Origin of the sequence: Burkholderia sp. IDO3, from assembly GCF_003366075.1 — a bacterium.
Classification (GTDB): domain Bacteria; phylum Pseudomonadota; class Gammaproteobacteria; order Burkholderiales; family Burkholderiaceae; genus Burkholderia; species Burkholderia anthina.
On record NZ_CP028964.1, the window covers coordinates 192,490 to 216,092 of the forward strand.

General features: G+C 62.8%; 14 protein-coding genes, 2 tRNA genes and 3 rRNA genes. 15 read left to right on the forward strand and 4 right to left on the reverse strand.

What is annotated here, in order from left to right; genetic code table 11:
• Positions 1-79: 79 nt before the first annotated feature.
• Positions 80-601, reverse strand: coding sequence for a DUF2165 domain-containing protein (locus DCN14_RS32510; RefSeq protein ID WP_096507998.1), 522 nt, complete (start codon positions 599-601; stop codon positions 80-82).
• Between the two features lie 473 nt (positions 602-1,074).
• Here DCN14_RS32510 and DCN14_RS32515 point away from each other — a divergent pair, with 473 nt between their 5' ends.
• The 7 genes from DCN14_RS32515 (at position 1,075) to DCN14_RS32545 (ending at position 10,687) form a co-directional block, all read left to right on the forward strand.
• Positions 1,075-3,063: a gamma-glutamyltransferase family protein gene (locus DCN14_RS32515; protein WP_096507997.1), complete on the forward strand. Its 1,989-nt coding sequence runs from the start codon at positions 1,075-1,077 to the stop codon at positions 3,061-3,063.
• Between the two features lie 150 nt (positions 3,064-3,213).
• Positions 3,214-3,582, forward strand: coding sequence for a hypothetical protein (locus DCN14_RS32520; protein ID WP_240327486.1), 369 nt, complete (start codon positions 3,214-3,216; stop codon positions 3,580-3,582).
• A gap of 248 nt (positions 3,583-3,830) precedes the next feature.
• On the forward strand, positions 3,831-4,370 hold the full coding sequence (locus tag DCN14_RS32525; RefSeq protein ID WP_096508064.1) for a hypothetical protein: 540 nt from the start codon (positions 3,831-3,833) through the stop codon (positions 4,368-4,370).
• Between the two features lie 254 nt (positions 4,371-4,624).
• Complete coding sequence (locus tag DCN14_RS32530) at positions 4,625-5,875, forward strand: DNA repair exonuclease (protein ID WP_096507995.1); 1,251 nt, start codon at positions 4,625-4,627, stop codon at positions 5,873-5,875.
• A gap of 3 nt (positions 5,876-5,878) precedes the next feature.
• Positions 5,879-9,349: a YhaN family protein gene (locus DCN14_RS32535; protein WP_096507994.1), complete on the forward strand. Its 3,471-nt coding sequence runs from the start codon at positions 5,879-5,881 to the stop codon at positions 9,347-9,349.
• Between the two features lie 121 nt (positions 9,350-9,470).
• Complete coding sequence (locus DCN14_RS32540; protein ID WP_096507993.1) at positions 9,471-9,995, forward strand: HD domain-containing protein; 525 nt, start codon at positions 9,471-9,473, stop codon at positions 9,993-9,995.
• 8 nt (positions 9,996-10,003) lie between these two features.
• Positions 10,004-10,687, forward strand: coding sequence for a DUF429 domain-containing protein (locus DCN14_RS32545; RefSeq protein WP_096507992.1), 684 nt, complete (start codon positions 10,004-10,006; stop codon positions 10,685-10,687).
• Positions 10,688-10,842: 155 nt separating this feature from the next.
• On the opposite strand, the gene DCN14_RS32550 is transcribed toward DCN14_RS32545, so the two are convergent.
• Positions 10,843-11,313 carry an ATPase gene (locus tag DCN14_RS32550; protein ID WP_115531482.1) on the reverse strand — a complete coding sequence of 157 codons (471 nt, stop codon included), beginning with the start codon at positions 11,311-11,313 and terminating at the stop codon, positions 10,843-10,845.
• A 669-nt stretch (positions 11,314-11,982) separates the two neighbouring features.
• On the opposite strand from DCN14_RS32550, the gene DCN14_RS32560 reads away from it, so the two are divergent.
• The 5 genes from DCN14_RS32560 (at position 11,983) to rrf (ending at position 17,199) form a co-directional block, all read left to right on the forward strand.
• Positions 11,983-13,515, forward strand: a 16S ribosomal RNA gene (locus tag DCN14_RS32560).
• Between the two features lie 62 nt (positions 13,516-13,577).
• Positions 13,578-13,654: transfer RNA gene (locus tag DCN14_RS32565), tRNA-Ile, on the forward strand.
• Positions 13,655-13,695: 41 nt separating this feature from the next.
• Positions 13,696-13,771: transfer RNA gene (locus DCN14_RS32570), tRNA-Ala, on the forward strand.
• Positions 13,772-14,054: 283 nt separating this feature from the next.
• A 23S ribosomal RNA gene (locus DCN14_RS32580) occupies positions 14,055-16,935 on the forward strand.
• A gap of 151 nt (positions 16,936-17,086) precedes the next feature.
• Positions 17,087-17,199: ribosomal RNA gene (rrf, locus tag DCN14_RS32585) — 5S ribosomal RNA — on the forward strand.
• The 16S, 23S and 5S rRNA genes sit together here with 2 tRNA genes alongside, the layout of an rRNA operon.
• Before the next feature lie 177 nt (positions 17,200-17,376).
• On the opposite strand, the gene DCN14_RS32590 is transcribed toward rrf, so the two are convergent.
• Both DCN14_RS32590 and DCN14_RS32595 read right to left on the reverse strand, forming a co-directional pair.
• Positions 17,377-17,760 (reverse strand): nuclear transport factor 2 family protein, encoded by a 384-nt coding sequence (locus DCN14_RS32590; RefSeq protein WP_096506092.1) that lies wholly within the window; start codon positions 17,758-17,760, stop codon positions 17,377-17,379.
• Between the two features lie 110 nt (positions 17,761-17,870).
• On the reverse strand, positions 17,871-18,470 hold the full coding sequence (locus DCN14_RS32595; RefSeq protein ID WP_096505810.1) for a hypothetical protein: 600 nt from the start codon (positions 18,468-18,470) through the stop codon (positions 17,871-17,873).
• Positions 18,471-18,853: 383 nt separating this feature from the next.
• On the opposite strand from DCN14_RS32595, the gene DCN14_RS32600 reads away from it, so the two are divergent.
• The 3 genes from DCN14_RS32600 (at position 18,854) to DCN14_RS32610 (ending at position 23,590) form a co-directional block, all read left to right on the forward strand.
• A complete protein-coding gene (locus tag DCN14_RS32600) occupies positions 18,854-20,359 on the forward strand; it encodes an aldehyde dehydrogenase (RefSeq protein WP_096505812.1) in 1,506 nt (501 codons plus the stop codon).
• A gap of 109 nt (positions 20,360-20,468) precedes the next feature.
• Positions 20,469-21,860, forward strand: coding sequence for an aspartate aminotransferase family protein (locus tag DCN14_RS32605; protein ID WP_096505814.1), 1,392 nt, complete (start codon positions 20,469-20,471; stop codon positions 21,858-21,860).
• 320 nt (positions 21,861-22,180) lie between these two features.
• Positions 22,181-23,590: a cytosine permease gene (locus DCN14_RS32610; protein ID WP_096505816.1), complete on the forward strand. Its 1,410-nt coding sequence runs from the start codon at positions 22,181-22,183 to the stop codon at positions 23,588-23,590.
• Positions 23,591-23,603 lie beyond the last annotated feature (13 nt).

Genomic DNA, 23,603 nt, shown 5'->3' on the forward strand with positions numbered 1-23,603 from the left:
CGATTTATATCCGGAACACGGTGGTGCCGGCAATCGTCGCGACGTTCGATGCGTCTGCCGGTGCGATGAAATCGATGGTTCAACGCGCGGTGCGGGCCGCGTCAGGCCCGTCGACCCCGTCGTTGTGCATCGTCAGATAGACGAGCACGAGCAGCAGCGTGATGAAGAAGCGAAACGCGTCCGGCACGCCGTTCCATTGCTTCGACATCCACATGCCGAACCATTCGCCGCCGATCGACATGAATCCGACCTGCCACGTGAGGAAGCCGAGCGTCAGCCCGGCGATCGCGCACGATTTGGCGGCGCGAAATGCCGCGTCGTTCGCGCGTCGCGCGCGAAGCAGCCGGATACCGCCGATCCAGCACAGGGTGGCCGTCAGCGTTTCCATCGAGATGATCGCGACATAGCCGGCGTGATGAACCCACGGCGTATCGATGGCGCGATACATGATGCCGTTGCCGGGAAAGGTCGTGTCCATCAGAAAGACGTGGTGCACGAACGCGAAATTCGTCGCGTAATCGGTCATGTTGCCGAACGCGACGAGCGAGGCGAAGAAAGCCATGGCGAGCACCATGGCGGCCTTGGAAAGGCGAACGATCATAACGGACTCCGAAGTGAATATGCGCGTGCACGTGTGAGCGCGCCGTGCTCAACCGACGTTGGGGACGATACTCGAGACAGCGTTTCCGGCCGCGCCGGTGGATGTGCGTGCGTGGGCACGGCGGCGCGGAGATCGGGACTGGAAAACCTGAAGCCGGCGCAGCGTCGAGGAGACGCCCGTGCCGGCTGGATCGAGTGCCCGCGCCAGGAAGGTGCGGCGATTGTCGGCGCAAGCGCGGGCGTCGTCAAGTGAGGCCGTTTCGCGGCGCAGCACGACGCAGCTCATGCGTGTCGCGCGATTCCGCGTGCAGGTTCGGTGACGTTACACACACACAACCGCCGGTCACATCGCATCATTTCCTTATTGCGCAAAAAAATCCGTTCGTGGGACTATCGACTGCGCTGCCCGCGCACCGAGGGGGGCGCAGGCAGCGTGACGAACATCGCAACGACCTACAAGAACATCGACAGACAATGAACAGAACAGCGATCTTCCCGTATGCGTCCGCACTGGTTGCAGCCGCCATGATGACGGCATGCGGCGGTAACGACATCGAAAACGACGCAGGCGCGACGCCGGCGCCCGGATCCGACGCGAGCTGCCTCGCGCTCGACAACAGCGGTTCGACGGTCGTCGTCGGCTCGAACCAGCCGGGCGATCCGTCGCTGCCCGAGGCCGCGTCGGGCTACCGCACCGGCATGAAACCCGTCTATGCAAAAACCTACCTCGTCGCGACCTCGAACGCGTATGCGAGCGCGGCCGGTTGCGCGGTGCTGAAGCGGGGTGGCACGGCCGCCGATGCGGCGGTCGCCGTGCAGGCCGTGCTGGGTTTGACGGTGCCGGAGGCGACGGGCCTCGGGTCGGGCGGCGTGCTGCTCTACTACGATGCGCGCGGCAAGACGCTGCAGGCGTACGACGGACGGGAAACCGCACCGGCCGCTGCAACGGAGAACTACCTGCGCTACGTCGACGACCAGAGCGACCAGTCGGCGCCGCAGCCGAACGCGCGTGCAAGCGGCCGTTCGATCGGCACGATCGGCGTGCCGAGGCTCATCGAGGCATTGCAGCAGGATCACGGCAAGCTGCCGTGGCAGGGCCTGTTCGGCGACGCGATCACGCTCGCGACCAACGGCTTTCCGATCGGCGGCCGGCTGGCCGACGCGATCGCATCGAACGCCGCGAACCTGAAACGCGATCCCGAGGCCGCCGCGTATTTCCTGAACGCGGACGGTTCGCCGAAAACGCTCGGCACGGTACTGAAGAACCCGGCTTACGCACGCACGCTGACGCTGATGGCGCAGTCCGGCGCGAATGCGCTGTACACAGGGCAGATCGCGCAGGACATCGTTGCGAAGATCGCGACGGCGAAGGGCGCGGACGGTTCGACGATCACGCCGGGCAAGACGACCGTCGCGGATCTGGCCGCATACCAGGCGAAGCGCCGCGAATCCGTGTGCACGACCTATCGCAGCTACTGGGTATGCGGGATGCCGCCGCCGTCTTCAGGCGGTATTGCGGTTGCATCGGCGCTCGGCATTCTCGAGAACTTCGACCTGAAGCCGATGAAGCCGATGGCGATCGATCTGGAAGGCGGCAAGCCGACCGTCGCCGGCGTGCATCTCGTGACCGAAGCCGAGCGTCTCGCGTATGCCGACCGCGACAAGTACGTGGCCGATACGGATTTCGTGCCGCTGCCGGGCGGCACGTGGGACACGTTGCTGAACAAGCCGTACCTGAAGTCGCGTGCGGCGCTGATCGACACGAGCAAGAGCATGGGAACCGCGCAACCGGGCGATCTCGGCTCGGTGCCGCTCGGTGTCGACACGACGCTGATCGAGCACGGCACCAACCAGTTCACGATCGTCGATGGCGACGGCAGCGTGTTGAGTGCGACGACGACCGTCGAGTCGAGCATGGGCTCGTTTCACATGACCAACGGCTTCCTGCTGAACAACCAGCTGACCGATTTCTCGGCGAACCCGGTCGATAGCGCCGGCAATCCGGTGGCGAACCGCCTGCAACCCGGCAAGCGGCCGCGCAGCTCGATGGCGCCGACGATCGTGTTCGGCAAGGCCGCCGATGGTTCGCGTGGTGCCTTCGTGATGGCCACCGGTTCGCCGGGCGGCGGTACGATTCCGCAATATGTGGTCAAGACGCTCGTCGGCGCGCTCGACTGGGGGCTCGATGCGCAGCAATCCGCGGGGCTCGTCGATTTCGGCGCGAGCAACAGCCCGACGACGACTATCGGCGGTGAACATCCGAACGTCGACGCATCGAACAATGGCGCGAACGATCCGCTGATCACGGGGCTCGTCGCGCTCGGCCACAAGGTGTCGACGTCCGCACAGGCGAGCGGCGTCAACACGGTGATGCGCGTGACGCTCGGGCAGGCGAGCGTGTTGCAGGGCGGCACCGATCCGCGTCGCGAAGGCGTCGTGCTGGGCGACACGTTCAGACCGTAAACAGACGGTATCCCGGGACGGCGCGCGGCCCTGGCCTGCCGGCAACGGCAGCGCCGGAGCCGCGCGTCGCCGATCCGAAAGCCGATGCGGTGCGTCGCGGCAGGGCCGATCGATGAATGGAATCGCCACGTATCGTGGCAAGGGATTGCCGTGACGAACCCGCATCTGCTTGAAATGGACGCAATCCTGTCGGCCCCGGGCTTCTTCGATTTCCTTGGCGACGTCGATTGCGATCGCGTGCTGGGCAGTCGCGATGCCGAGCCTTTCGATACGCCATGGATGGCAGCGTTCGACGAGGTCGACGGCGATCCGGGCGCCGCGCTCGACAAGCCGGCAGTGGACGTGCTGAGGGAAAAGGCGTTCAGGCTTGCGTTCAGGGCATCGGGGAACGCCGACATTGCGGCATGCGTTGCCGATGACATCGAATTGATCGCGAGAAGCCGGCTGTCGGGTCGTGTCGACGGCTGGCCGATTCACTTGCTTTGGAATGCATATCAAAATGGCCGCTTCCCGTGCTGACCGATGCCTCGTGCCTGCCGCGCCGATGCGTACCATCGGATGATTCACAATCCATGGCTGCACGGCATGTTTGTCAAACAGTGTGAGTCAATCGTCAGCATTTGCAACTGAAGTAACAGTCCCCGCAATTGGGTGGCTTCGGACGTTGGCGCCGCTACATTAGCTCCACCTGCCGCACGTCGCGGCAAGGCATGCGACAAGCCGCACGAAGGCGGCCCGCAGCAACAACGTCTTTGGGGAGAATGACCATGAACAAGATTCGCACGATCCTGCTTGGTGCCGCGCTGACGGCAATCGCATCGGCCGCTTTCGCACAAACGGCGCAGACGGGCGCGGAAGGTTCCGCTGGCGTCGGTGCGCAGGTCCAGACGCCGCTGCTCGGCGGCGGCGTGGGCGTGCAGGGCGGCGCAGGCGCGAATGCGGCGGGCTCGGGTTCGGGCGCAGGCAGCCTCGTCGGTGGCGCGCTGCACGGCGTCGGCAATACGGTCGGCGGCGTCGGCTCGGCGGCCGGCAATGCGGTTGGCGGCGCGACGCACGCGGTCGGTTCGGCCGCTGGCTCGGCGAAGGATGCGGCAGCATCGGCTGCGCACGCAACGAAGTCGCACGTGAAGCACGCCGCGGCTTCGGCGAAGCGCCACGCGCAAGGCGCGATGTCGACGGCGGGCGATGTCGCCGGCGGCGCCAAGGCGAAGGCCGGTGAAGCGCTCGAGGGCGCGACGAACTCGGTGCAGGGCGGCGCATCGGTCGGCGTGAAGGGTTCGGCGTCGGCACAAGGCGGCGCGCTGTAAGCGATCCGCTCCGAGCCAAGGCCCGGCCCGCTTCGATGCGGGCCGGGCTTTTTTCATTGGCGCGCCACATATCGCGACCGGATGCGTCTGCCACGGACCGAAACGGGCGGCCCGGCACGCTCTGCCCATTGCTCGCCCGCCATGCTTAAATAGCGGGGCTTCCGGTTGCCGGGCCGCCCGCGGGCGCCGCCGGTCGAGGCAGGCAAGCATGTCTGATCGACATCGCCTCATCGTCATGACACAGAGGAATCTTCGTGAAGTTCATCCACGCGGCAGACATTCACCTTGACAGCCCGTTGCACGGCTTGAGCGCATATCCCGACGCGCCGGCCGCGCAGTTGCGCAACGCGTCGCGCGAGGCACTGCGGCAACTCGTGGATCGTGCGATCGAAGAGGAGGTTGCGTTCCTCGTGATCGCCGGCGACCTGTACGACGGCGACTGGAAGGATCACAACACCGGCATTTTCTTCGGCCAGCAGATGGGCCGCCTGCGCAAGGCCGGCATTCGCGCATTCGTGCTCGGCGGCAATCACGACGCCGAAAGCGAGATGACGAAGAAGCTGACGCTGCCCGACAACGTCACCGTGTTCGGCCACCGGAAGCCGGAAACGCACCGGTTGCCGGAGTTCGACATCGCGCTGCACGGACAGAGCTTCAAGGACAAGGCTGTCGTCGACAATCTCGCGATCGGCTATCCGGATCCCGTGCCGGGCTACTACAACATCGGCGTGCTGCACACGGCGCTCGAAGGCTATGCGGCGCACGCGAACTACGCACCGTGCACGCTGGCGGAACTGCACGCGAAAGGTTACGACTACTGGGCGCTCGGCCACGTGCACGAATTCCAGCAATGGACGGGGCCGTCGACCGTCGTATTTCCCGGCAATCTGCAGGGGCGCCATATCCGCGAGACGGGCCGCCGCGGCGCGGTGCTCGTGACGCTCGAGCAGGGCCGCACGCACGTCGAACGCCTGTACCTCGACGTGCTGCGCTGGGAAGCCGTATCCGTCGACGCATCCGACTGCTTCACTGTCGCCGATCTGTCGAGAAAGATCGGCCAGTCGCTGGAGGCGCTGCTGGAGGTCGATGGCCACGTGCCGCGCGCGGTGCGCGTGACGGTCACGGGGCGCACGCCTGCGCACGGCCTCTTTTTCGGTCGTGCGCCGCAGTTGCGCGCGGAGGTGCTGAACCAGATCGGGATCATCGGCAACGAGCGGCTGTGGCTGGAGAAGGTCCGGCTCGCGACGTCCGCGCCCGAGCAGCAACCGGGCGAGAGCGAGCAACTCGAAGCGCTGGAGGACCTGAAGCAGATCCTGGCCGACGCGGCGCGCGATCCGGACTTTCTTGCGCTGCTCGAGCGCGACCTGAAGCCGTTCGTCGGCAAGGTGCGCAGCGACGTGAAGGAAGAGGTGCCGCTGCTGACGATGGCGCGTGCGGGTGAGCTCACGGCGCTCGTCGAGCAGGTCGGTCCCGCGTTGCTCGCGCGGCTGGCGAGAGGAGAGTAAGCGATGCGCATCAGTCAGCTCGATCTGATCAAGTACGGCAAGTTCACCGACGAGACGCTGCGCTTCCCGTCGGCCAGCGAGGATTTCCACGTGATCGTGGGGCCGAACGAGGCCGGCAAGTCGACGATCCGGACGGCCGTGTCGGAGCTGCTGTTCGGGATGAAGCTGCAGACGCCGCTCGACTTCCTGCATGCGACGCCCGAACTGCGGATCGGCGGCGTGCTGGAGGGCGGCGCCGGCGCACTCGCGTTTCATCGCGCCCGCGGGCGCAGCCCGTTGCGCACCCCCGCCGACGACAAGCTGCCGGACGACTATCTCGCGGCGATCCTCGACGGCGCGACACGCGAGTTCTTCGAGCAGATGTTCGGGCTCGACCACGGGCGGCTCGTCGACGGTGGCCGGAGCATTCTCGATGCATCCGACAAGCTTGGTCAGGTGCTGTTCGAGTCGGCGGCAGGCGTCGGCACGCTCGGGCCCGTGCGCGAGGAGCTCGACGCACGTGCGGGCGAGCTGTGGGCGCCGCGCCGCAGCGGCAGCGCGTTCGCGCAGGCCGAGACGTCGTTCAACGAAGCCGTCGGCGAACTGAAGACGGTCCAGGTGCGTACGCGCGACTGGGTCGACCGCAAGGAGGCGCGCGACGCGGTCGAGCACGAGATCGAGCAGGCGCGCGCGGAGCAGCGCCGCCTCGAAGCGCTGCGCTCGAAGCTCGAGCGTGTGCGGCGGCTGGCGCCGTATCTGAAGGAACTGACGGTCAAGGAAGCGGCGCTGGCCGAGTTGGGCGCGGTCGTCGAGTTGCCGCCGACCGCGTATGCGGACCTGTTGAAAGCGCAAGGCGATCTCGCGGCCGAACAGAAGGTGTGCGAGGAACGGCGCGCCGATCTGCTCGCGAAACGGCAGGCGCGTGATGCGATCGATCCGGATGCCGACGCGCTGGCGCTCGAGGGCGACATCGAAGCGCTCGACCGCTTGCGCGGCGCGTGCATGAATCACGCACAGGATCTGCTGCTGCTCGGTGCGGACGTCGAGCGGCATCTGTCCGCTGCGGGCGCTGCCGCCGCACAGCTCGGCTGGCCGACCGACGAGGCGTCGCTGCGCGCGGCATTGCCGAGCGCGCTGTCGCTGAAGACGGTCGCAAACCTGTTGCGCGACCACGGCGCGCTGCATCAGGCGCTGGCCGGTGCGCGCGAATCGCTCGACGAGCGCACGCAGGAACTGGCACAGGTCCACGAGCAGTTGGCGTGCCTGTCGACCGTCGAGGTGCCGGAGGCGCTTCGTGCGTCGCTTGCCGAGGCGCAGGGTTTTCGCGCGAGCGGCCAGCGCGAACAGGCACTCGAACGCGACATCGCCGCCGCCGAACGTACGCTTGCCGACACGCTCGATGCGCTCGGCCAGTGGCGCCAGCCGGTCGACACGCTGCGTGTGCTCGACGTGCCGTCGGTGGCTCGGCTCGGTGCACTGCTCAACGAAGCAGGCGAGCGCGCGAGCGCGGCGGCCGCTGCGCGCGACGCACGGGACAGCGCGCACGAAGAATACGAACGGCTCGAGCTGCAGGAGAAGCATTTCGCGGAGACCCACAAGGTCGTCACGACCGCCGAGGTGCTGGCGGCGCGTGCGCGTCGTGATGGCGCGTGGGGCGACATTCGCAGCGGTGCGGTCGATCTCGCCACGGGCGCACCGGCCGTCGACGATGCGATTCGCCTGGCCGACGAACTCGTCGATGCGCAGCTCGGCGCCACGCAGGCGGCGGCGACGCTGCAATCGCTGCGTCAGCAGGTCGAGTCCGCACGTGCCGTATTGACACGCCGGCAGGCCGCGGTGGACGAGCGCGAACGCGAGTGGGCCGCGCATCGCGACGCGTGGTCCGACTTGGCGGCGACGGCCGGTGTCCCGGGCATGCCGCTGGCGGCGATGGGCGACTGGCTCGCGAAGCGCGACGCGGTATTCGCCGCGCAGGCCGAGCTCGACCGCCAGCGCCGCGAATTCGCGACGGTTCGCGATGCACGGATCGATGCGGAAGCCGCGTTGCGTTCGGCGCTGCGTCTGGTGTCGCGCGGCAGTGACGCGGACGGGCTGGCGGCACTCATCGCCATTGCCGAGACCTTCGTGCAGTCGGCCGAGAAGACGCTCGCGCAGAAGGACAGCCTCGAGGATCGCGCGCGCGAAGCCGAACGCGGATGCGCGACGGCGCGTTTGCGCGCCGGCCAGGCTCAGGCTGCCTACGATGCATGGAGCACGCAGTGGCGCGACGCGCTTGCCAACGCGAAACTGTCCGCGAACGCAGGGACGCAGGCTGCTGCCGAAGGTGCGCTCGCGCTCGCGAACACGGTGACGGCCGAACTGGCCGACGCCGATGCGCCGCGCAACCGGATTGCCGCGATTCGTGCGGAGCTGGCCGCGCTCGAGGCCGGTGCACGGCGACTGGCCGAAGCGCTCGAACCCGAGTGGCTCAAGAGCGGCGACTGGCTGGACGTTGCACGCAAGCTGACGATGCGCGTGGCGGCGGCGCGCGAAACCGCGCGCGCGATTGGTCGTGCCGACGAGGCGGTGCGCCAGGCGGACGGCAAGCTCGCCGATGCGTCTGCCGCGGTGGCGGGTGCGGATGCCCGCATCCAGCCGCTGCTGCAACTGGCCGGCGTCGCGTCGATCGATGCGGCGTTGCCGCTTGCCGAGCGATCGGATCGGCAGCGCCAGTTCCGACAGGCCGTCGATGCCGCAAAGGAAGCGCTGGTGCGCGACGGCGACGGGCTGTCCCAGCAGGCCATCGAGGCAGAGGTCGCGGAGCAGGAGATCGCCGACGTGCCCGTGCATCTCGAAGCGGCCAAGCAGGCGCTCGGCGACGTCGGCAAGCGGTTGAACGCGCTCGCGCAGCGACAGGTCGTGGCGCAACAGGCGTTCGGCGCCATCGACGGTCACGCGAGCGCGGCCGTGGCCGAGGCGAAGCGGCAGGAAGCGCTGGCCGCGATGGGCGACGCGGCCGAACAGTATCTGGAGGCGGCTACCGCGAGCCGTTTGCTGAAGTGGGCGACCGATCGCTATCGCGATCAGAAGCAAGGGCCGATGCTTCGGCGCGCGAGCGAGATCTTCGCGGGGCTCACGTTAGGCGAATTCGCGCGGCTGACCGTCGACACCGAACGAACGCCGCCCGCGCTGTATGCGCGGCGCACGAAGGGCACGTCGGTCGAAGTCGTCGGCCTGAGCGAAGGCACGCGCGATCAGTTGTTTCTCGCGCTGCGAATCGCGGCGCTGGAACTACAGCTCGCCAGCAGGACCGGGCTGCCGTTCGTCGCCGACGATCTGTTCATCAACTTCGACGATGCGCGCGCGAAGGCCGGGCTCGAGGCGCTGCGCGATCTGTCGACGCGAACCCAGGTGCTGTTCCTGACGCACCACGACCATTTGCTGCCGCTCGTGCGGGACGTGTTCGGCGCACAGGTCAACGTGGTCGCGCTGCAGCGCGAGGCGGCCGGCGCATGACGCCGGGCGGCCCGATGTGCCGATACTCGGGAAAGGTCATCGCGTACAGGTAGTATGTGCGGTTCCGAAACGCACGCGACCGGTTCTGACGGTCGCGGGTCCGGCCATACGGGGGGTCAATATGAACAAGCTGGTAGCCGCCATTGCGTTCGCGGCCGACAAGCATCGCAATCAGCGGCGCAAGGACGACGAGGCGTCGCCGTACATCAATCATCCGATTGCGCTTGCCGACGTGCTGGCAAACGAAGCCGGCATCGAGGACGAGCGCGTGATCGTCGCGGCCGTGCTGCACGACACGATCGAGGATACGGAGACCACCGAACAGGAGCTGCTGCGGCTGTTCGGCAAGGACGTCGCCGACATCGTGATGGAGGTCACCGACGACAAGTCGTTGCCGAAGGACGAGCGCAAGCGCCTGCAGGTCGAGCATGCGGCGACCATCAGCCGGCGCGCGAAGCTCGTGAAGCTGGCCGACAAGATCTGCAATCTGCGCGACATCGCGCGGCATCCGCCCGCGGACTGGCCGCTCGAGCGCAAGCAGGCGTACTTCGACTGGGCGAAATCCGTCGTCGACCGGATGCGCGGCGTGCATCCCGGCCTGGAGGGGATCTTCGACGTCGCGTACGACGCACGGCCGACGCACTGAGCGCGGCCATGTCGGCGATCCGATCCCGATCCACCGCCCGGCCGCTGCCCGCGGTGGCGGGCGTCGACGTGGGCGGCGACAGGAAACAATGCGATCTCGTGATCCTGCGTGGTGCGACGATCGTGTGTCGGGAGGCGAAGATTGCGCCCGAGGCGCTGCCTGCGCTGTGCGTCGAGCATGATGTCGTGGCCGTCGGCGTCGATGCGCCGAGCCTGTGGTGGACCGGAAGCGGACGTCGGGCGGCCGAGCAGGCGCTCGCGCGCGAACGGATCTCGTGTTTCCCGACGCCGTCGCGCGAGCAGGCCATTGCCAGCACGTCGGGCTTCTTCGACTGGATGTTCATGGGGGAGCGCGTTTACCGCGCGCTGGCGGATGCGTATCCGCTGCTGACCGATGCGCGGTATGGCGGCGGCCGCGTGAGCTTCGAGACTTATCCGTACGCGATTACCTGCGCGATGCTCGGCAAGGCGATTGCTTCCGCGAAGCAGAAACGTATCCAGCGCCGGCAATTGCTGGAACGGCTGGGGATCGACGTCTCGACGCTGCGATCGGTCGATGCGCGGGACGCCGCGCTTTGTGCGTTGACCGCGCAATGTGTGATCGACGGAAACGCGCATGCATATGGCGATGCGCAGGGCGGATATATCCGTGTGCCGGTCGTCAGCGAGACGATCGTTCTCGACGCGCTTTGACCATGGTGTGCGGCCGGCGAATGCCGGCTAAGGCGAGGTGAGCTTTTGCGGGAGATGCGGCCGACTGTCGGCGCTGCAGCTGCGCTGCGCGGTGCACGCGCGACGCAGGCGGCGTACGCGACATGGGCAGTCGATACGCCGCGCTCGGGTGACGCTCAGTCTTCGAGAATGGACTTCGGCACGCTGGACAGATCGCAAGCGGCCGCCTGCTCGAAATAACCCTGCGCATCGTCGATCATCACGACCGCGACGTCGATCAGTTCATCGAGCCGTTGCAGCAGCGATTCGCGCCATTCGATGTCCTCGTCGCGCTCGGGCGTCTTGTCCAGCTGTTCGATGATCGAGTCGGCGGTCTGAAGGAACGGAATCGCCTGCTGATAGTTTTCGATCGAGACCATCGCCGCATTGCGCGCGCCGACGAGCCGTTCGCGATGCTCGTCCGCCAGTTCGGATTCGCCGCTGATGCGCGGGAGGACATCCGAGATGCGTTGCAGAAGCGGCGGAACTTGTTCTTCCAGCATGACGGCGCGCTCGCGCAGCGCGGCATATTCGTCGCGGAGATCGGTGTCGCCGGATTGAGTGGTGCTGTCCATCGTCGGTATGAGTGCGTTGTTCGATCGCGGCATGATACTCGACGGCGCGAAACCCTCTATGCGTTCAGTAGCCAGGTGGCCCGCGAGACGAGGGTGCGGAATACGGTCGAACACGCGATGCAGCGTGCTGCCTTTATATAGGATGAAAGAAAGGCTTGCCGTCGATTCATATAAGGCGTTCCTGTTGTGACTGCGGCCCGTCATATCCAAAGCCTCCGTGCGCGGCAGCGCACGGAGGCTTTTTCAAAATATTTTCACAAAGGGGCTTGCGGAGATGGGGGTGGGTGCTTAGAATCACGCCTCTTTCGCGCTAACGGAAACACGGCGCGGGAGAGGAAGGAAGGGAAGCGGTGCGGTCGAGGTTGCTGTCGAGCCTTGGCGCACACGGAGTTGAACCCCAGCCGTCGCGACGAAGCAGTTAAAAATGTTGTTGACGATCTGAAAAAAGCGGTTCATAATCTCGCTTCTCTGCTGCTGAAAACGCAGCGCTGCTGAGAAAGAAAGCTTCCTCGCAGTCACGCTCTTTAAAAATTAACAGCCGATAAGTGTGGGCGCTTGATGGACGCGAACTGACCCTCGGATCAGATAGCGAAAGTATCAAGAGTCTCACACTAAAGTAAGTCAGGTTTATGAAGCAATTCATATTCCTGTCAGCTTTGAGTGAGCGACCGGTTCGAAAGAACCGAAAACAGTAACAGGTTTGAACTGAAGAGTTTGATCCTGGCTCAGATTGAACGCTGGCGGCATGCCTTACACATGCAAGTCGAACGGCAGCACGGGTGCTTGCACCTGGTGGCGAGTGGCGAACGGGTGAGTAATACATCGGAACATGTCCTGTAGTGGGGGATAGCCCGGCGAAAGCCGGATTAATACCGCATACGATCTCTGGATGAAAGCGGGGGACCTTCGGGCCTCGCGCTATAGGGTTGGCCGATGGCTGATTAGCTAGTTGGTGGGGTAAAGGCCTACCAAGGCGACGATCAGTAGCTGGTCTGAGAGGACGACCAGCCACACTGGGACTGAGACACGGCCCAGACTCCTACGGGAGGCAGCAGTGGGGAATTTTGGACAATGGGCGAAAGCCTGATCCAGCAATGCCGCGTGTGTGAAGAAGGCCTTCGGGTTGTAAAGCACTTTTGTCCGGAAAGAAATCCTTGGCCCTAATACGGTCGGGGGATGACGGTACCGGAAGAATAAGCACCGGCTAACTACGTGCCAGCAGCCGCGGTAATACGTAGGGTGCAAGCGTTAATCGGAATTACTGGGCGTAAAGCGTGCGCAGGCGGTTTGCTAAGACCGATGTGAAATCCCCGGGCTCAACCTGGGAACTGCATTGGTGACTGGCAGGCTAGAGTATGGCAGAGGGGGGTAGAATTCCACGTGTAGCAGTGAAATGCGTAGAGATGTGGAGGAATACCGATGGCGAAGGCAGCCCCCTGGGCCAATACTGACGCTCATGCACGAAAGCGTGGGGAGCAAACAGGATTAGATACCCTGGTAGTCCACGCCCTAAACGATGTCAACTAGTTGTTGGGGATTCATTTCCTTAGTAACGTAGCTAACGCGTGAAGTTGACCGCCTGGGGAGTACGGTCGCAAGATTAAAACTCAAAGGAATTGACGGGGACCCGCACAAGCGGTGGATGATGTGGATTAATTCGATGCAACGCGAAAAACCTTACCTACCCTTGACATGGTCGGAATCCTGCTGAGAGGTGGGAGTGCTCGAAAGAGAACCGGCGCACAGGTGCTGCATGGCTGTCGTCAGCTCGTGTCGTGAGATGTTGGGTTAAGTCCCGCAACGAGCGCAACCCTTGTCCTTAGTTGCTACGCAAGAGCACTCTAAGGAGACTGCCGGTGACAAACCGGAGGAAGGTGGGGATGACGTCAAGTCCTCATGGCCCTTATGGGTAGGGCTTCACACGTCATACAATGGTCGGAACAGAGGGTTGCCAACCCGCGAGGGGGAGCTAATCCCAGAAAACCGATCGTAGTCCGGATTGCACTCTGCAACTCGAGTGCATGAAGCTGGAATCGCTAGTAATCGCGGATCAGCATGCCGCGGTGAATACGTTCCCGGGTCTTGTACACACCGCCCGTCACACCATGGGAGTGGGTTTTACCAGAAGTGGCTAGTCTAACCGCAAGGAGGACGGTCACCACGGTAGGATTCATGACTGGGGTGAAGTCGTAACAAGGTAGCCGTATCGGAAGGTGCGGCTGGATCACCTCCTTTCCAGAGCTTCTCGCCAAGTTGAGCGCTCACGCTTATCGGCTGTAAATTAAAGACAGACTCAGGGGTCTGTAGCTCAGTCGGTTAGAGCACCGTCTTGATAAGGCGGGGGTCGTTGGTTCGAATCCAACCAGACCCACCACCGTCTTAGCCGACGGTACACCCTGAGGCATATCTGTACATGGGGGCATAGCTCAGCTGGGAGAGCACCTGCTTTGCAAGCAGGGGGTCGTCGGTTCGATCCCGTCTGCCTCCACCAATCTTCAATGACAAGCGTTCGAACGAAGCGTCGTTCGAGTCTTTGTCATTGGCGATTGAGCCAGTCAGAGCGGTATGAGTAACACCATATCGGCTGTCGTTCTTTAACAATCTGGAAGAAGTAAGTAATTTGGATAGCGGAAGCGTCTTGAGATGGACGTGGAAGCTATCCGGGTTGTGATTGTATCGATGTATCTCAAGATGATTCGAACTCTATGTTTGACTCAATTTGGAATACGGCACAACGCGAGAACTCAACCTGTAACGAGACAGACTCGTTATAGGGTCAAGCGAACAAGTGCATGTGGTGGATGCCTTGGCGATCACAGGCGATGAAGGACGCGGTAGCCTGCGAAAAGCTACGGGGAGCTGGCAAACGAGCTTTGATCCGTAGATGTCCGAATGGGGAAACCCACTCCTTTTGGAGTATCCATGGCTGAATACATAGGCCATGTGAAGCGAACGCGGTGAACTGAAACATCTAAGTAACCGCAGGAAAAGAAATCAACCGAGATTCCCAAAGTAGTGGCGAGCGAAATGGGATGAGCCTTGCACTCTTTATTTGTATTGTTAGCCGAACGCTCTGGAAAGTGCGGCCATAGCAGGTGATAGCCCTGTAGGCGAAAACAGTACGAAAGAACTAGGTGTGCGACAAGTAGGGCGGGACACGTGAAATCCTGTCTGAAGATGGGGGGACCATCCTCCAAGGCTAAATACTCGTGATCGACCGATAGTGAACCAGTACCGTGAGGGAAAGGCGAAAAGAACCCCGGGAGGGGAGTGAAATAGATCCTGAAACCGCATGCATACAAACAGTCGGAGCCTCGCAAGGGGTGACGGCGTACCTTTTGTATAATGGGTCAGCGACTTACGTTCAGTAGCAAGCTTAACCGTATAGGGCAGGCGTAGCGAAAGCGAGTCCGAATAGGGCGTTCAGTTGCTGGGCGTAGACCCGAAACCAAGTGATCTATCCATGGCCAGGATGAAGGTGCGGTAACACGTACTGGAGGTCCGAACCCACTAACGTTGAAAAGTTAGGGGATGAGCTGTGGATAGGGGTGAAAGGCTAAACAAACTTGGAAATAGCTGGTTCTCTCCGAAAACTATTTAGGTAGTGCCTCGTGTCTCACCTTCGGGGGTAGAGCACTGTCATGGTTGGGGGGTCTATTGCAGATTACCCCGCCATAGCAAACTCCGAATACCGAAGAGTGCAATCACGGGAGACAGACATCGGGTGCTAACGTCCGGTGTCAAGAGGGAAACAACCCAGACCGCCAGCTAAGGTCCCCAAATATAGCTAAGTGGGAAACGAAGTGGGAAGGCTAAAACAGTCAGGAGGTTGGCTTAGAAGCAGCCACCCTTTAAAGAAAGCGTAATAGCTCACTGATCGAGTCGTCCTGCGCGGAAGATGTAACGGGGCTAAGCTATATACCGAAGCTGCGGATGCACATTTATGTGCATGGTAGGAGAGCGTTCTGTAAGCCTGCGAAGGTGTCTCGGAAGGGATGCTGGAGGTATCAGAAGTGCGAATGCTGACATGAGTAGCGATAAAGGGGGTGAAAGGCCCCCTCGCCGTAAGCCCAAGGTTTCCTACGCAACGTTCATCGGCGTAGGGTGAGTCGGCCCCTAAGGCGAGGCAGAAATGCGTAGCTGATGGGAAGCAGGTCAATATTCCTGCACCATTGTTAGATGCGATGGGGGGACGGATCGCGGAAGGTTGTCCGGGTGTTGGAAGTCCCGGTCGCTGCATTGGAGAAGGCGCTTAGGCAAATCCGGGCGCAGGATTCAAGGGTGTGGCGCGAGCTCCCTAGGGAGCGAAGCAATTGGAAGTGGTTCCAAGAAAAGCCTCTAAGCTTCAGTCTAACGATGACCGTACCGCAAACCGACACAGGTGGGCGAGATGAGTATTCTAAGGCGCTTGAGAGAACTCGGGAGAAGGAACTCGGCAAATTGGTACCGTAACTTCGGGATAAGGTACGCCCTTGTAGCTTGATGCGCCTGCGCGCAGAGGGTGAAGGGGTTGCAATAAACTGGTGGCTGCGACTGTTTAATAAAAACACAGCACTCTGCAAACACGAAAGTGGACGTATAGGGTGTGACGCCTGCCCGGTGCCGGAAGATTAAATGATGGGGTGCAAGCTCTTGATTGAAGTCCCGGTAAACGGCGGCCGTAACTATAACGGTCCTAAGGTAGCGAAATTCCTTGTCGGGTAAGTTCCGACCTGCACGAATGGCGTAACGATGGCCACACTGTCTCCTCCCGAGACTCAGCGAAGTTGAAGTGTTTGTGATGATGCAATCTACCCGCGGCTAGACGGAAAGACCCCATGAACCTTTACTGTAGCTTTGCATTGGACTTTGAACCGATCTGTGTAGGATAGGTGGGAGGCTATGAAACCGGAACGCTAGTTTCGGTGGAGCCGTCCTTGAAATACCACCCTGGTTTGTTTGAGGTTCTAACCTTGGCCCGTGATCCGGGTCGGGGACAGTGCATGGTAGGCAGTTTGACTGGGGCGGTCTCCTCCCAAAGCGTAACGGAGGAGTACGAAGGTACGCTAGGTACGGTCGGAAATCGTGCTGATAGTGCAATGGCATAAGCGTGCTTAACTGCGAGACCGACAAGTCGAGCAGGTGCGAAAGCAGGTCATAGTGATCCGGTGGTTCTGTATGGAAGGGCCATCGCTCAACGGATAAAAGGTACTCTGGGGATAACAGGCTGATACCGCCCAAGAGTTCATATCGACGGCGGTGTTTGGCACCTCGATGTCGGCTCATCTCATCCTGGGGCTGTAGCCGGTCCCAAGGGTATGGCTGTTCGCCATTTAAAGAGGTACGTGAGCTGGGTTTAAAACGTCGTGAGACAGTTTGGTCCCTATCTGCCGTGGGCGTTGGATATTTGAAGGGGGCTGCTCCTAGTACGAGAGGACCGGAGTGGACGAACCTCTGGTGTACCGGTTGTCACGCCAGTGGCATCGCCGGGTAGCTATGTTCGGAAGAGATAACCGCTGAAAGCATCTAAGCGGGAAACTCGCCTTAAGATGAGATATCCCTGGGGACTAGATCCCCTTGAAGGGTCGTTCGAGACCAGGACGTTGATAGGTCAGGTGTGTAAGCGCAGTAATGCGTTCAGCTAACTGATACTAATTGCCCGTAAGGCTTGATCCTATAACAAGTCTGCCTTGTAGATCGGCGCGGTGCGAAGGCACTGAGCAGGATCCAGGCGACAGGTTGGATTCTCGTGTGTGATACACACAACCAAGATTACTGCTTCTTCCCGGATTGGTCGCGTTGCGAAGCAGCGTGACAACCCTCTTTGCCTGATGACCATAGCGAGTCGGTCCCACCCCTTCCCATCCCGAACAGGACCGTGAAACGACTCTACGCCGATGATAGTGCGGATACCCGTGTGAAAGTAGGTAATCGTCAGGCTCCCTAAGCCGAGAACCCCCGCCCGAACAGGCGGGGGTTTTTGCATTTGCGCGGCAGAAATGCGAGCGGGCAGTGGCAGATTGCTTTGGCTGGTCGATCGTATGTCGGTGCGAGCCGGCCGCGACGCCGACTCACCTTTGAACCCTAGCCTTCACCGATTCGCCTGCATATCGCAGCTCACCCGATCTGCGATGCATGTCCAGCGACGACACGCCAACTGCTTCCCGACCGGCGCCACAAGCGCGTATAGGCAAACGTACCGCTGAAGGCGGTGCCGTCGAAACGACCTGCAAGCATTGCTCTTGTCGTCGTCAGGATCAGCTCTCCGATCGCATCCGCCCGCATTTCCTGGATATCCAGTGCGTCGAGACGCAGCAGCTTCGCCCGGTGCGCGGACAGGTCGTCGTTCTTCGAAATGATCACCCCGCTCGGAACGGTGAAGATCAGATCGTCATCCAGTAACGTGTCGAGTACCCCGGCGTCGTTGGTCAGCATGGCCGCGCGAAGTGCGGCTTCATACGGTTCGATCACTGCACGGACTGTATCCCGAACGGCATCCATATCGCGGCCCCACATCATTTCGAAGAAGCATGGCGCCACGCATGGTCGCACGGTTCTCGCGGCGACTCACACGTTGCGGGCATGCCGGCATCACGGTTACCCGACAGACGTTACTCCGCTTTCGGCAGCGCCTGGCGCCGGACGATCATCAGCGTGCAGATGCCGATCGACGCGATGATGTTGACCGATGGATAGAACGCGACCGCGACATTCCACCTGCTTAGCGCCAGCAACGCCAACGCGTACTTGAGCACGCACAGCGCGAAATACGCGAGACTCTCGCTCCACGGATCGTGCAGCGTCTTGCGCACGGTCGGGCCGAGGCCGGCAAGCTCGATCAGCGTGACGAGACAGATCGAGATCGTCGGGTCGTCGGTCAGCATCCAGAGCGGAATCGCCGACAACGCCGCGCACAGAAAAACCCAGTCGATGCGCGTCCAGCCGCGCTCGCCTCGAAAAATGCTCGCGACGAAGGTCAGGAAACAGGTGACGGCGATCGCCGCCGTACACCATGCCGAAGGGCCGGCACCGGCAACGAACTGGCCGGCGGCCGCGATCGCGGTGACGACCGACCAGACGAGCCACGTGAACAGATGCGGACGGACGGTGCGCCGATAGATCGCGAGCGCATACGGAATCGCTGCCAGCAGGGACACGGCAGATCCGATCGCACCCAGCACCGAAGCAGCATCCTGATCGACGGTCACCATCGAAGCAGCCTTGTTCGTATGGGCTGACCAGTATGTGGTCGGACCGGACGATATGCAACGCCGCACCGCTATTCGGCGCCGCGAGTCGCGCCGTCCATCGCCGTCGAACTTCGAAACGATCGAATCCAAATAAACCACCCAACGATCGCGAAGTCACAGGAAAACCGACTGCACGACGGTCGAGTGAATAGAAATAACCTCTTCAATGAGAAGAAAAACTGTTCTTTCAGATCTCTTTTTGATGACCGACAGTTTGACAACCGGATGACTGCCGCGATTCACGGCGGTCAGCGGCATCGGTCGTGCCCGCTGGCGTCTTTCGTCGGGTCGAGTCCAGGCGGAGAACAACGCACAAACGCCTGGTCGTCACAACGGAGTCTCGAATGAACCCAACTTCAACAGAAAACTATCGGCATGCGGACTGGAGACAACTCGCCGCGCAGATTGCGCCACGAACGCTCGCGCATATCGCCGGCCGCAACGTGCCAGCCCGAAGCGGCCATACGTTCGCCGCAATCAATCCGGCCACGGAAGCCGTCATCGCGGAAGTCGCGTCGTGCAACGCGGCGGATATCGACGATGCCGTGCGCGCGGCCCGCGAAGCATTCGAATCGGGCGTGTGGTCGCGTTGCGCGCCGGCCGAACGCAAGCGTGTGCTGTGCCGGCTTGGCGAACTGATCGTCGCGCATGGCGCGGAGCTCGCGCTGCTCGATTCTCTGAACATGGGCAAGCGCGTCGCGGATGCGATCAGCATCGACGTGCCGGCTGCTGCAGGGCTCTTCAGCTGGTACGGCGAAGCCGTCGACAAGCTGAACGGCGAGGTCGCTTCCACCGATCCCGGCAACCTCGCGATCGTCACGCGCGAGCCGCTCGGTGTCGTCGGTGCGGTGGTGCCGTGGAATTTCCCGCTCGACATGGTCGCGTGGAAGGTGGCGCCGGCGCTGGCGGCCGGCAATAGCGTCGTGCTGAAGCCCGCCGAACAATCGCCGTTGTCTGCGCTGCGTCTCGCGGAACTCGCGCTCGAAGCCGGCTTGCCGTCGGGTGTCCTGAACGTCGTGCCGGGATACGGCGAGACCGCCGGGCGGGCGCTTGGCCTGCATCCCGACGTCGACGTGCTCGCGTTCACGGGATCGACGGCCGTGGGCAAGAAATTCCTCGAGTACGCCGCGCAGTCGAACATGAAGCAGGTATGGCTGGAATGCGGCGGCAAGAGCCCGAATCTGGTCTTCGACGATACGGACGATCTCGATCTTGCGGCCCGCAAGGCCTGCTTCGGCATCTTCTTCAACCAGGGCGAAGTGTGCTCCGCGAATTCGCGGCTGCTGGTACAGCGCTCGATTCACGATGCGTTCGTCGATCGGCTGATTGCGCATGCCGCCGCGTTCATGCCGGGCGATCCGCTGGATCCGGCGAGCGGCATGGGCGCAATCGTCGACGAACACCAGCATCGTCGCGTGTGCGACTGGATCGAGCGCGGCCGCAAGAGCGCAACGCTCGCGATCGGCGGAGGCGCGCCGCGCGTCGATGGCAAAGGCTACTTCGTCGAGCCGACGATCTTCATCGACGTGAAGCATGGCGACCCGATCGCGCGCGACGAGATCTTCGGGCCCGTCCTGTCGGTGCTTCCGTTCGATACCGAGGATGAGGCGGTCCGTCTCGCGAACGACTCGATCTACGGGCTTGCCGCGTCGGTGTGGACCGGCAGCCTGTCGCGCGCGCATCGCGTGTCGGGCCGCCTGCGTGCCGGCACCGTGTCCGTTAATACCGTCGACGCGTTGAGCGCGCAGACGCCATTCGGCGGGTTCCGCCAGTCGGGTTTCGGTCGCGACCTGTCGCTGCATGCGATCGACAAGTACACGGGACTCAAGACGACCTGGATCAGTTACTGATTCGGCGCGGCGACCCGCATCACCTCGCACCGCTGCCGTGCAGACGAAGCCTGCCGCACCGGCAGCGCACCTGCCCCTTGCTTCACACAACGAAACCGGAGACTCGCACATGAATGCGCCCAACTTTCCGCATCGCACGACCCAGGACTATCAACGCAGCGACGCCGCGCATCACCTGCATGCATTCGTCGACCAGAAGGCGCTGAACCAGGAAGGCGCGCGCGTGATGGTGCGCGGCGAAGGCGTCTACCTGTGGGACAACGACGGCACCCGCTATCTCGACGGGATGTCGGGATTGTGGTGCACCAACGTCGGCTATGGCCGGCCGGAGCTGATCGACGCGGCCGCGCGGCAGATGAAGGAACTGTCGTACTACAACATGTTCTTTCATACGACGCATCCGTCGGTGATCGAACTGTCGGAGCGGCTCTTTGCACTGCTCGGCAATCGTTTCAGCCATGTCGTCTACACCAATTCGGGTTCCGAATCGAATGAGGTGCTGATTCGCACCGTGCGCCGCTTCTGGGACGTGATGGGCAAGCCGGAGAAGAAGGTGCTGATCGGCCGTGTGAACGGTTATCACGGCTCGACGGTCGGTAGCGCGTCGCTGGGCGGCATGGCGTTCATGCACGAGATGGGCGACTTGCCGATTCCGAACATCACGCACGTCGACGAGCCGTACTGGTACGCGAACGGCGGCGACCTGAGCCCCGAGGCATTCGGCAAGCAGGCGGCGCTGTCGCTCGAACGCAAGATCCTCGAGATCGGCGCGGATCGTGTCGCCGCGTTCGTCGCGGAGCCGTTCCAGGGCGCGGGCGGCATGATCTTCCCGCCGGACGGCTACTGGCAGGAGATCGAGCGCATCTGCCGTCAATACGACGTGCTGCTGTGCGCGGACGAGGTGATCGGCGGCTTTGGCCGTACCGGCGAATGGTTCGCACATCGCCACTTCGGCTTCGAGCCGGACCTGATCTGCATGGCGAAGGGGCTGACGTCGGGCTATGTGCCGATGGGCGGCCTGATCATGAGCCGGCGCGTCGGCGATGCGCTGGTCGAGAAGGGCGGCGTCTATGCGCACGGGCTGACCTATTCGGGGCATCCGGTCGCGGCCGCCGTCGCGCTGGCCAACCTCGACGTGCTCGAGCGCGAGCGTCTCGTCGAGCGGACGAAGACGGATACCGGCCCGTACCTGCAGCAGGCGTTGCGCGATGCGTTCGACGGTCATCCGCTCGTCGGCGAAATCCAGGGCGTGGGCGCGGTCGGTGCCATCCAGTTCGCGAAGAACAAGGCGACACGCGAGCGTTTCGCGAACGAGGCCGATCTGACCTGGCACAGCCGGACGGTCGGGTTCGAACTCGGCGCGATCGTGCGTTCGACGAACGGCCGGCTGATCGTTGCGCCGCCGCTCGTGATCGACCATGCGCAAATCGACGAACTGGTTGGCATGATGCGCAAGGCCGTGGATGCAACCGCCAGGGAAGTACTCGGGATCGACTGCTGACCGGTTGCGTGGCGCGACTCCGCTCGATGCGGGACGAGCGGAGTCGCGCCTCGCGACGGATGCCGCTTCCGCGGCTCGCACGATTGCGTGTGATTCGGCAAGTGGCGATCCGGAGCGAACCCGATCGGATCGACCGAGGGTAGCAAGCACATCGGCGCTGGGTCGTTTTCTGGATGTCATGTAGGAATACGAATTGAATATTCCATGCATGAAGGCAGCGTTTCCCGTGTATGCAGAAGAACGCCTCCGTTGCTTGTGCAACTGACTTGCCCCGATCCCGCGCAAGCCAACGAACATCACAACAGAGACAAGGAGACGAAATGAGTCAGGACGAGTCCATTGCTCATCTCGAGGAAAGCACGATCCAGCAGATTCCGCTGACCGAGCGGCACGGCAGCGCGAAGGACCTGTTCACGATCTGGTTCGGTTCGAACATCATGATGCTGACGATCGTCACCGGGTCGCTCGCGACGACGGTGTTCAAGCAGCCATTCTGGTGGGCGGCGCTCGCGACGCTCCTCGGCAGCCTGATCGGCGCGATCTTCATGGCGCTGCACTCCGCGCAGGGGCCGCAGCTCGGCGTGCCGCAGATGATTCAGACGCGAGGGCAGTTCGGTTCGTTCGGTGCGTTGCTGGTGGTCGCGCTGGTCGTCGTGATGTACGTCGGCTTCTTCGCGTCGAACTGCGTGTTCGGCGGGCAGGCGCTGCACAGCCTCAGCCCAGGGATCCCGCTCGACGCCGGTGTGGTGGCGATCGGCCTGGTCAGCCTGCTCGGATCGATCTACGGGTACAAGCTGATCCACGCGTATGCACGGCTGCTGAGCTGGTGTTCGGGCACCGTGCTCGTGCTTGCATTCGTGTGGATCATCTTCGTGCACGGACTGCCGGGCGATACGTTTTCGAAGCATTCGCTGAACCTGTCGGGCTTTCTCGGTTCGATGTCGGTGGCCGCGCTGTGGCAGATCGCGTATGCGCCGTACGTGTCCGACTACTCGCGCTACCTGCCGCCGGATACGGGGCCGCGCACGGCGTTCTGGTCGAGCTACTGGGGCTGCGTGCTCGGCTCGTTCTTCCCGATGCTGCTCGGCTGCCTGGTGGGCCTCGCCACGCCCGACGGCAACGTCGTGAACGGCCTCACGGGCCTCACGCAGGGCATCAGCGTGCTCGTGATCGTCGTGCTGTCGTTCGGCATCGCGGCCAGCAACGCGATGGAGCTGTATTGCGGCGCGCTGTCGGCGATCACCGTATTGCAGACGCTCTTTCCGTCGTGGTCGGGCCGGGCCCGCGCACGGGCGATCACGGCGATCGTGCTGTGCTGCGTCGCGCTCGCGATCGCGCTGTTCGGGCAGAACAATTTCCTGGCCGGCTATACGAACTTCATCCTGCTGCTGCTGTACGTGCTCGTGCCGTGGACGGCGATCAATCTCGTCGATTACTACCTCGTCTGCCACGGCGAATACGACGTCGATTCGTTCTTCCGGCAGGACGGCGGCATCTACGGGCGCTTCAACGCGATCGCGGTCGGGTCGTATTTGATCGGCATCGTCGCGCAGGCGCCGTTCATGGCGACCGATCTCTATACCGGGGAGCTGGCAAACCGGCTGGGCGGTGCGGACATCTCGTGGATCGTCGGATTGTCGTTGACGTCGCTCGTCTACTACGCGGGGTGCAAGCTGTTTTCGCGACCGATGCATGACGTTGCGCCGAGCATCGACGGCATGTCGCGCTGACCGCGCGGCGCCG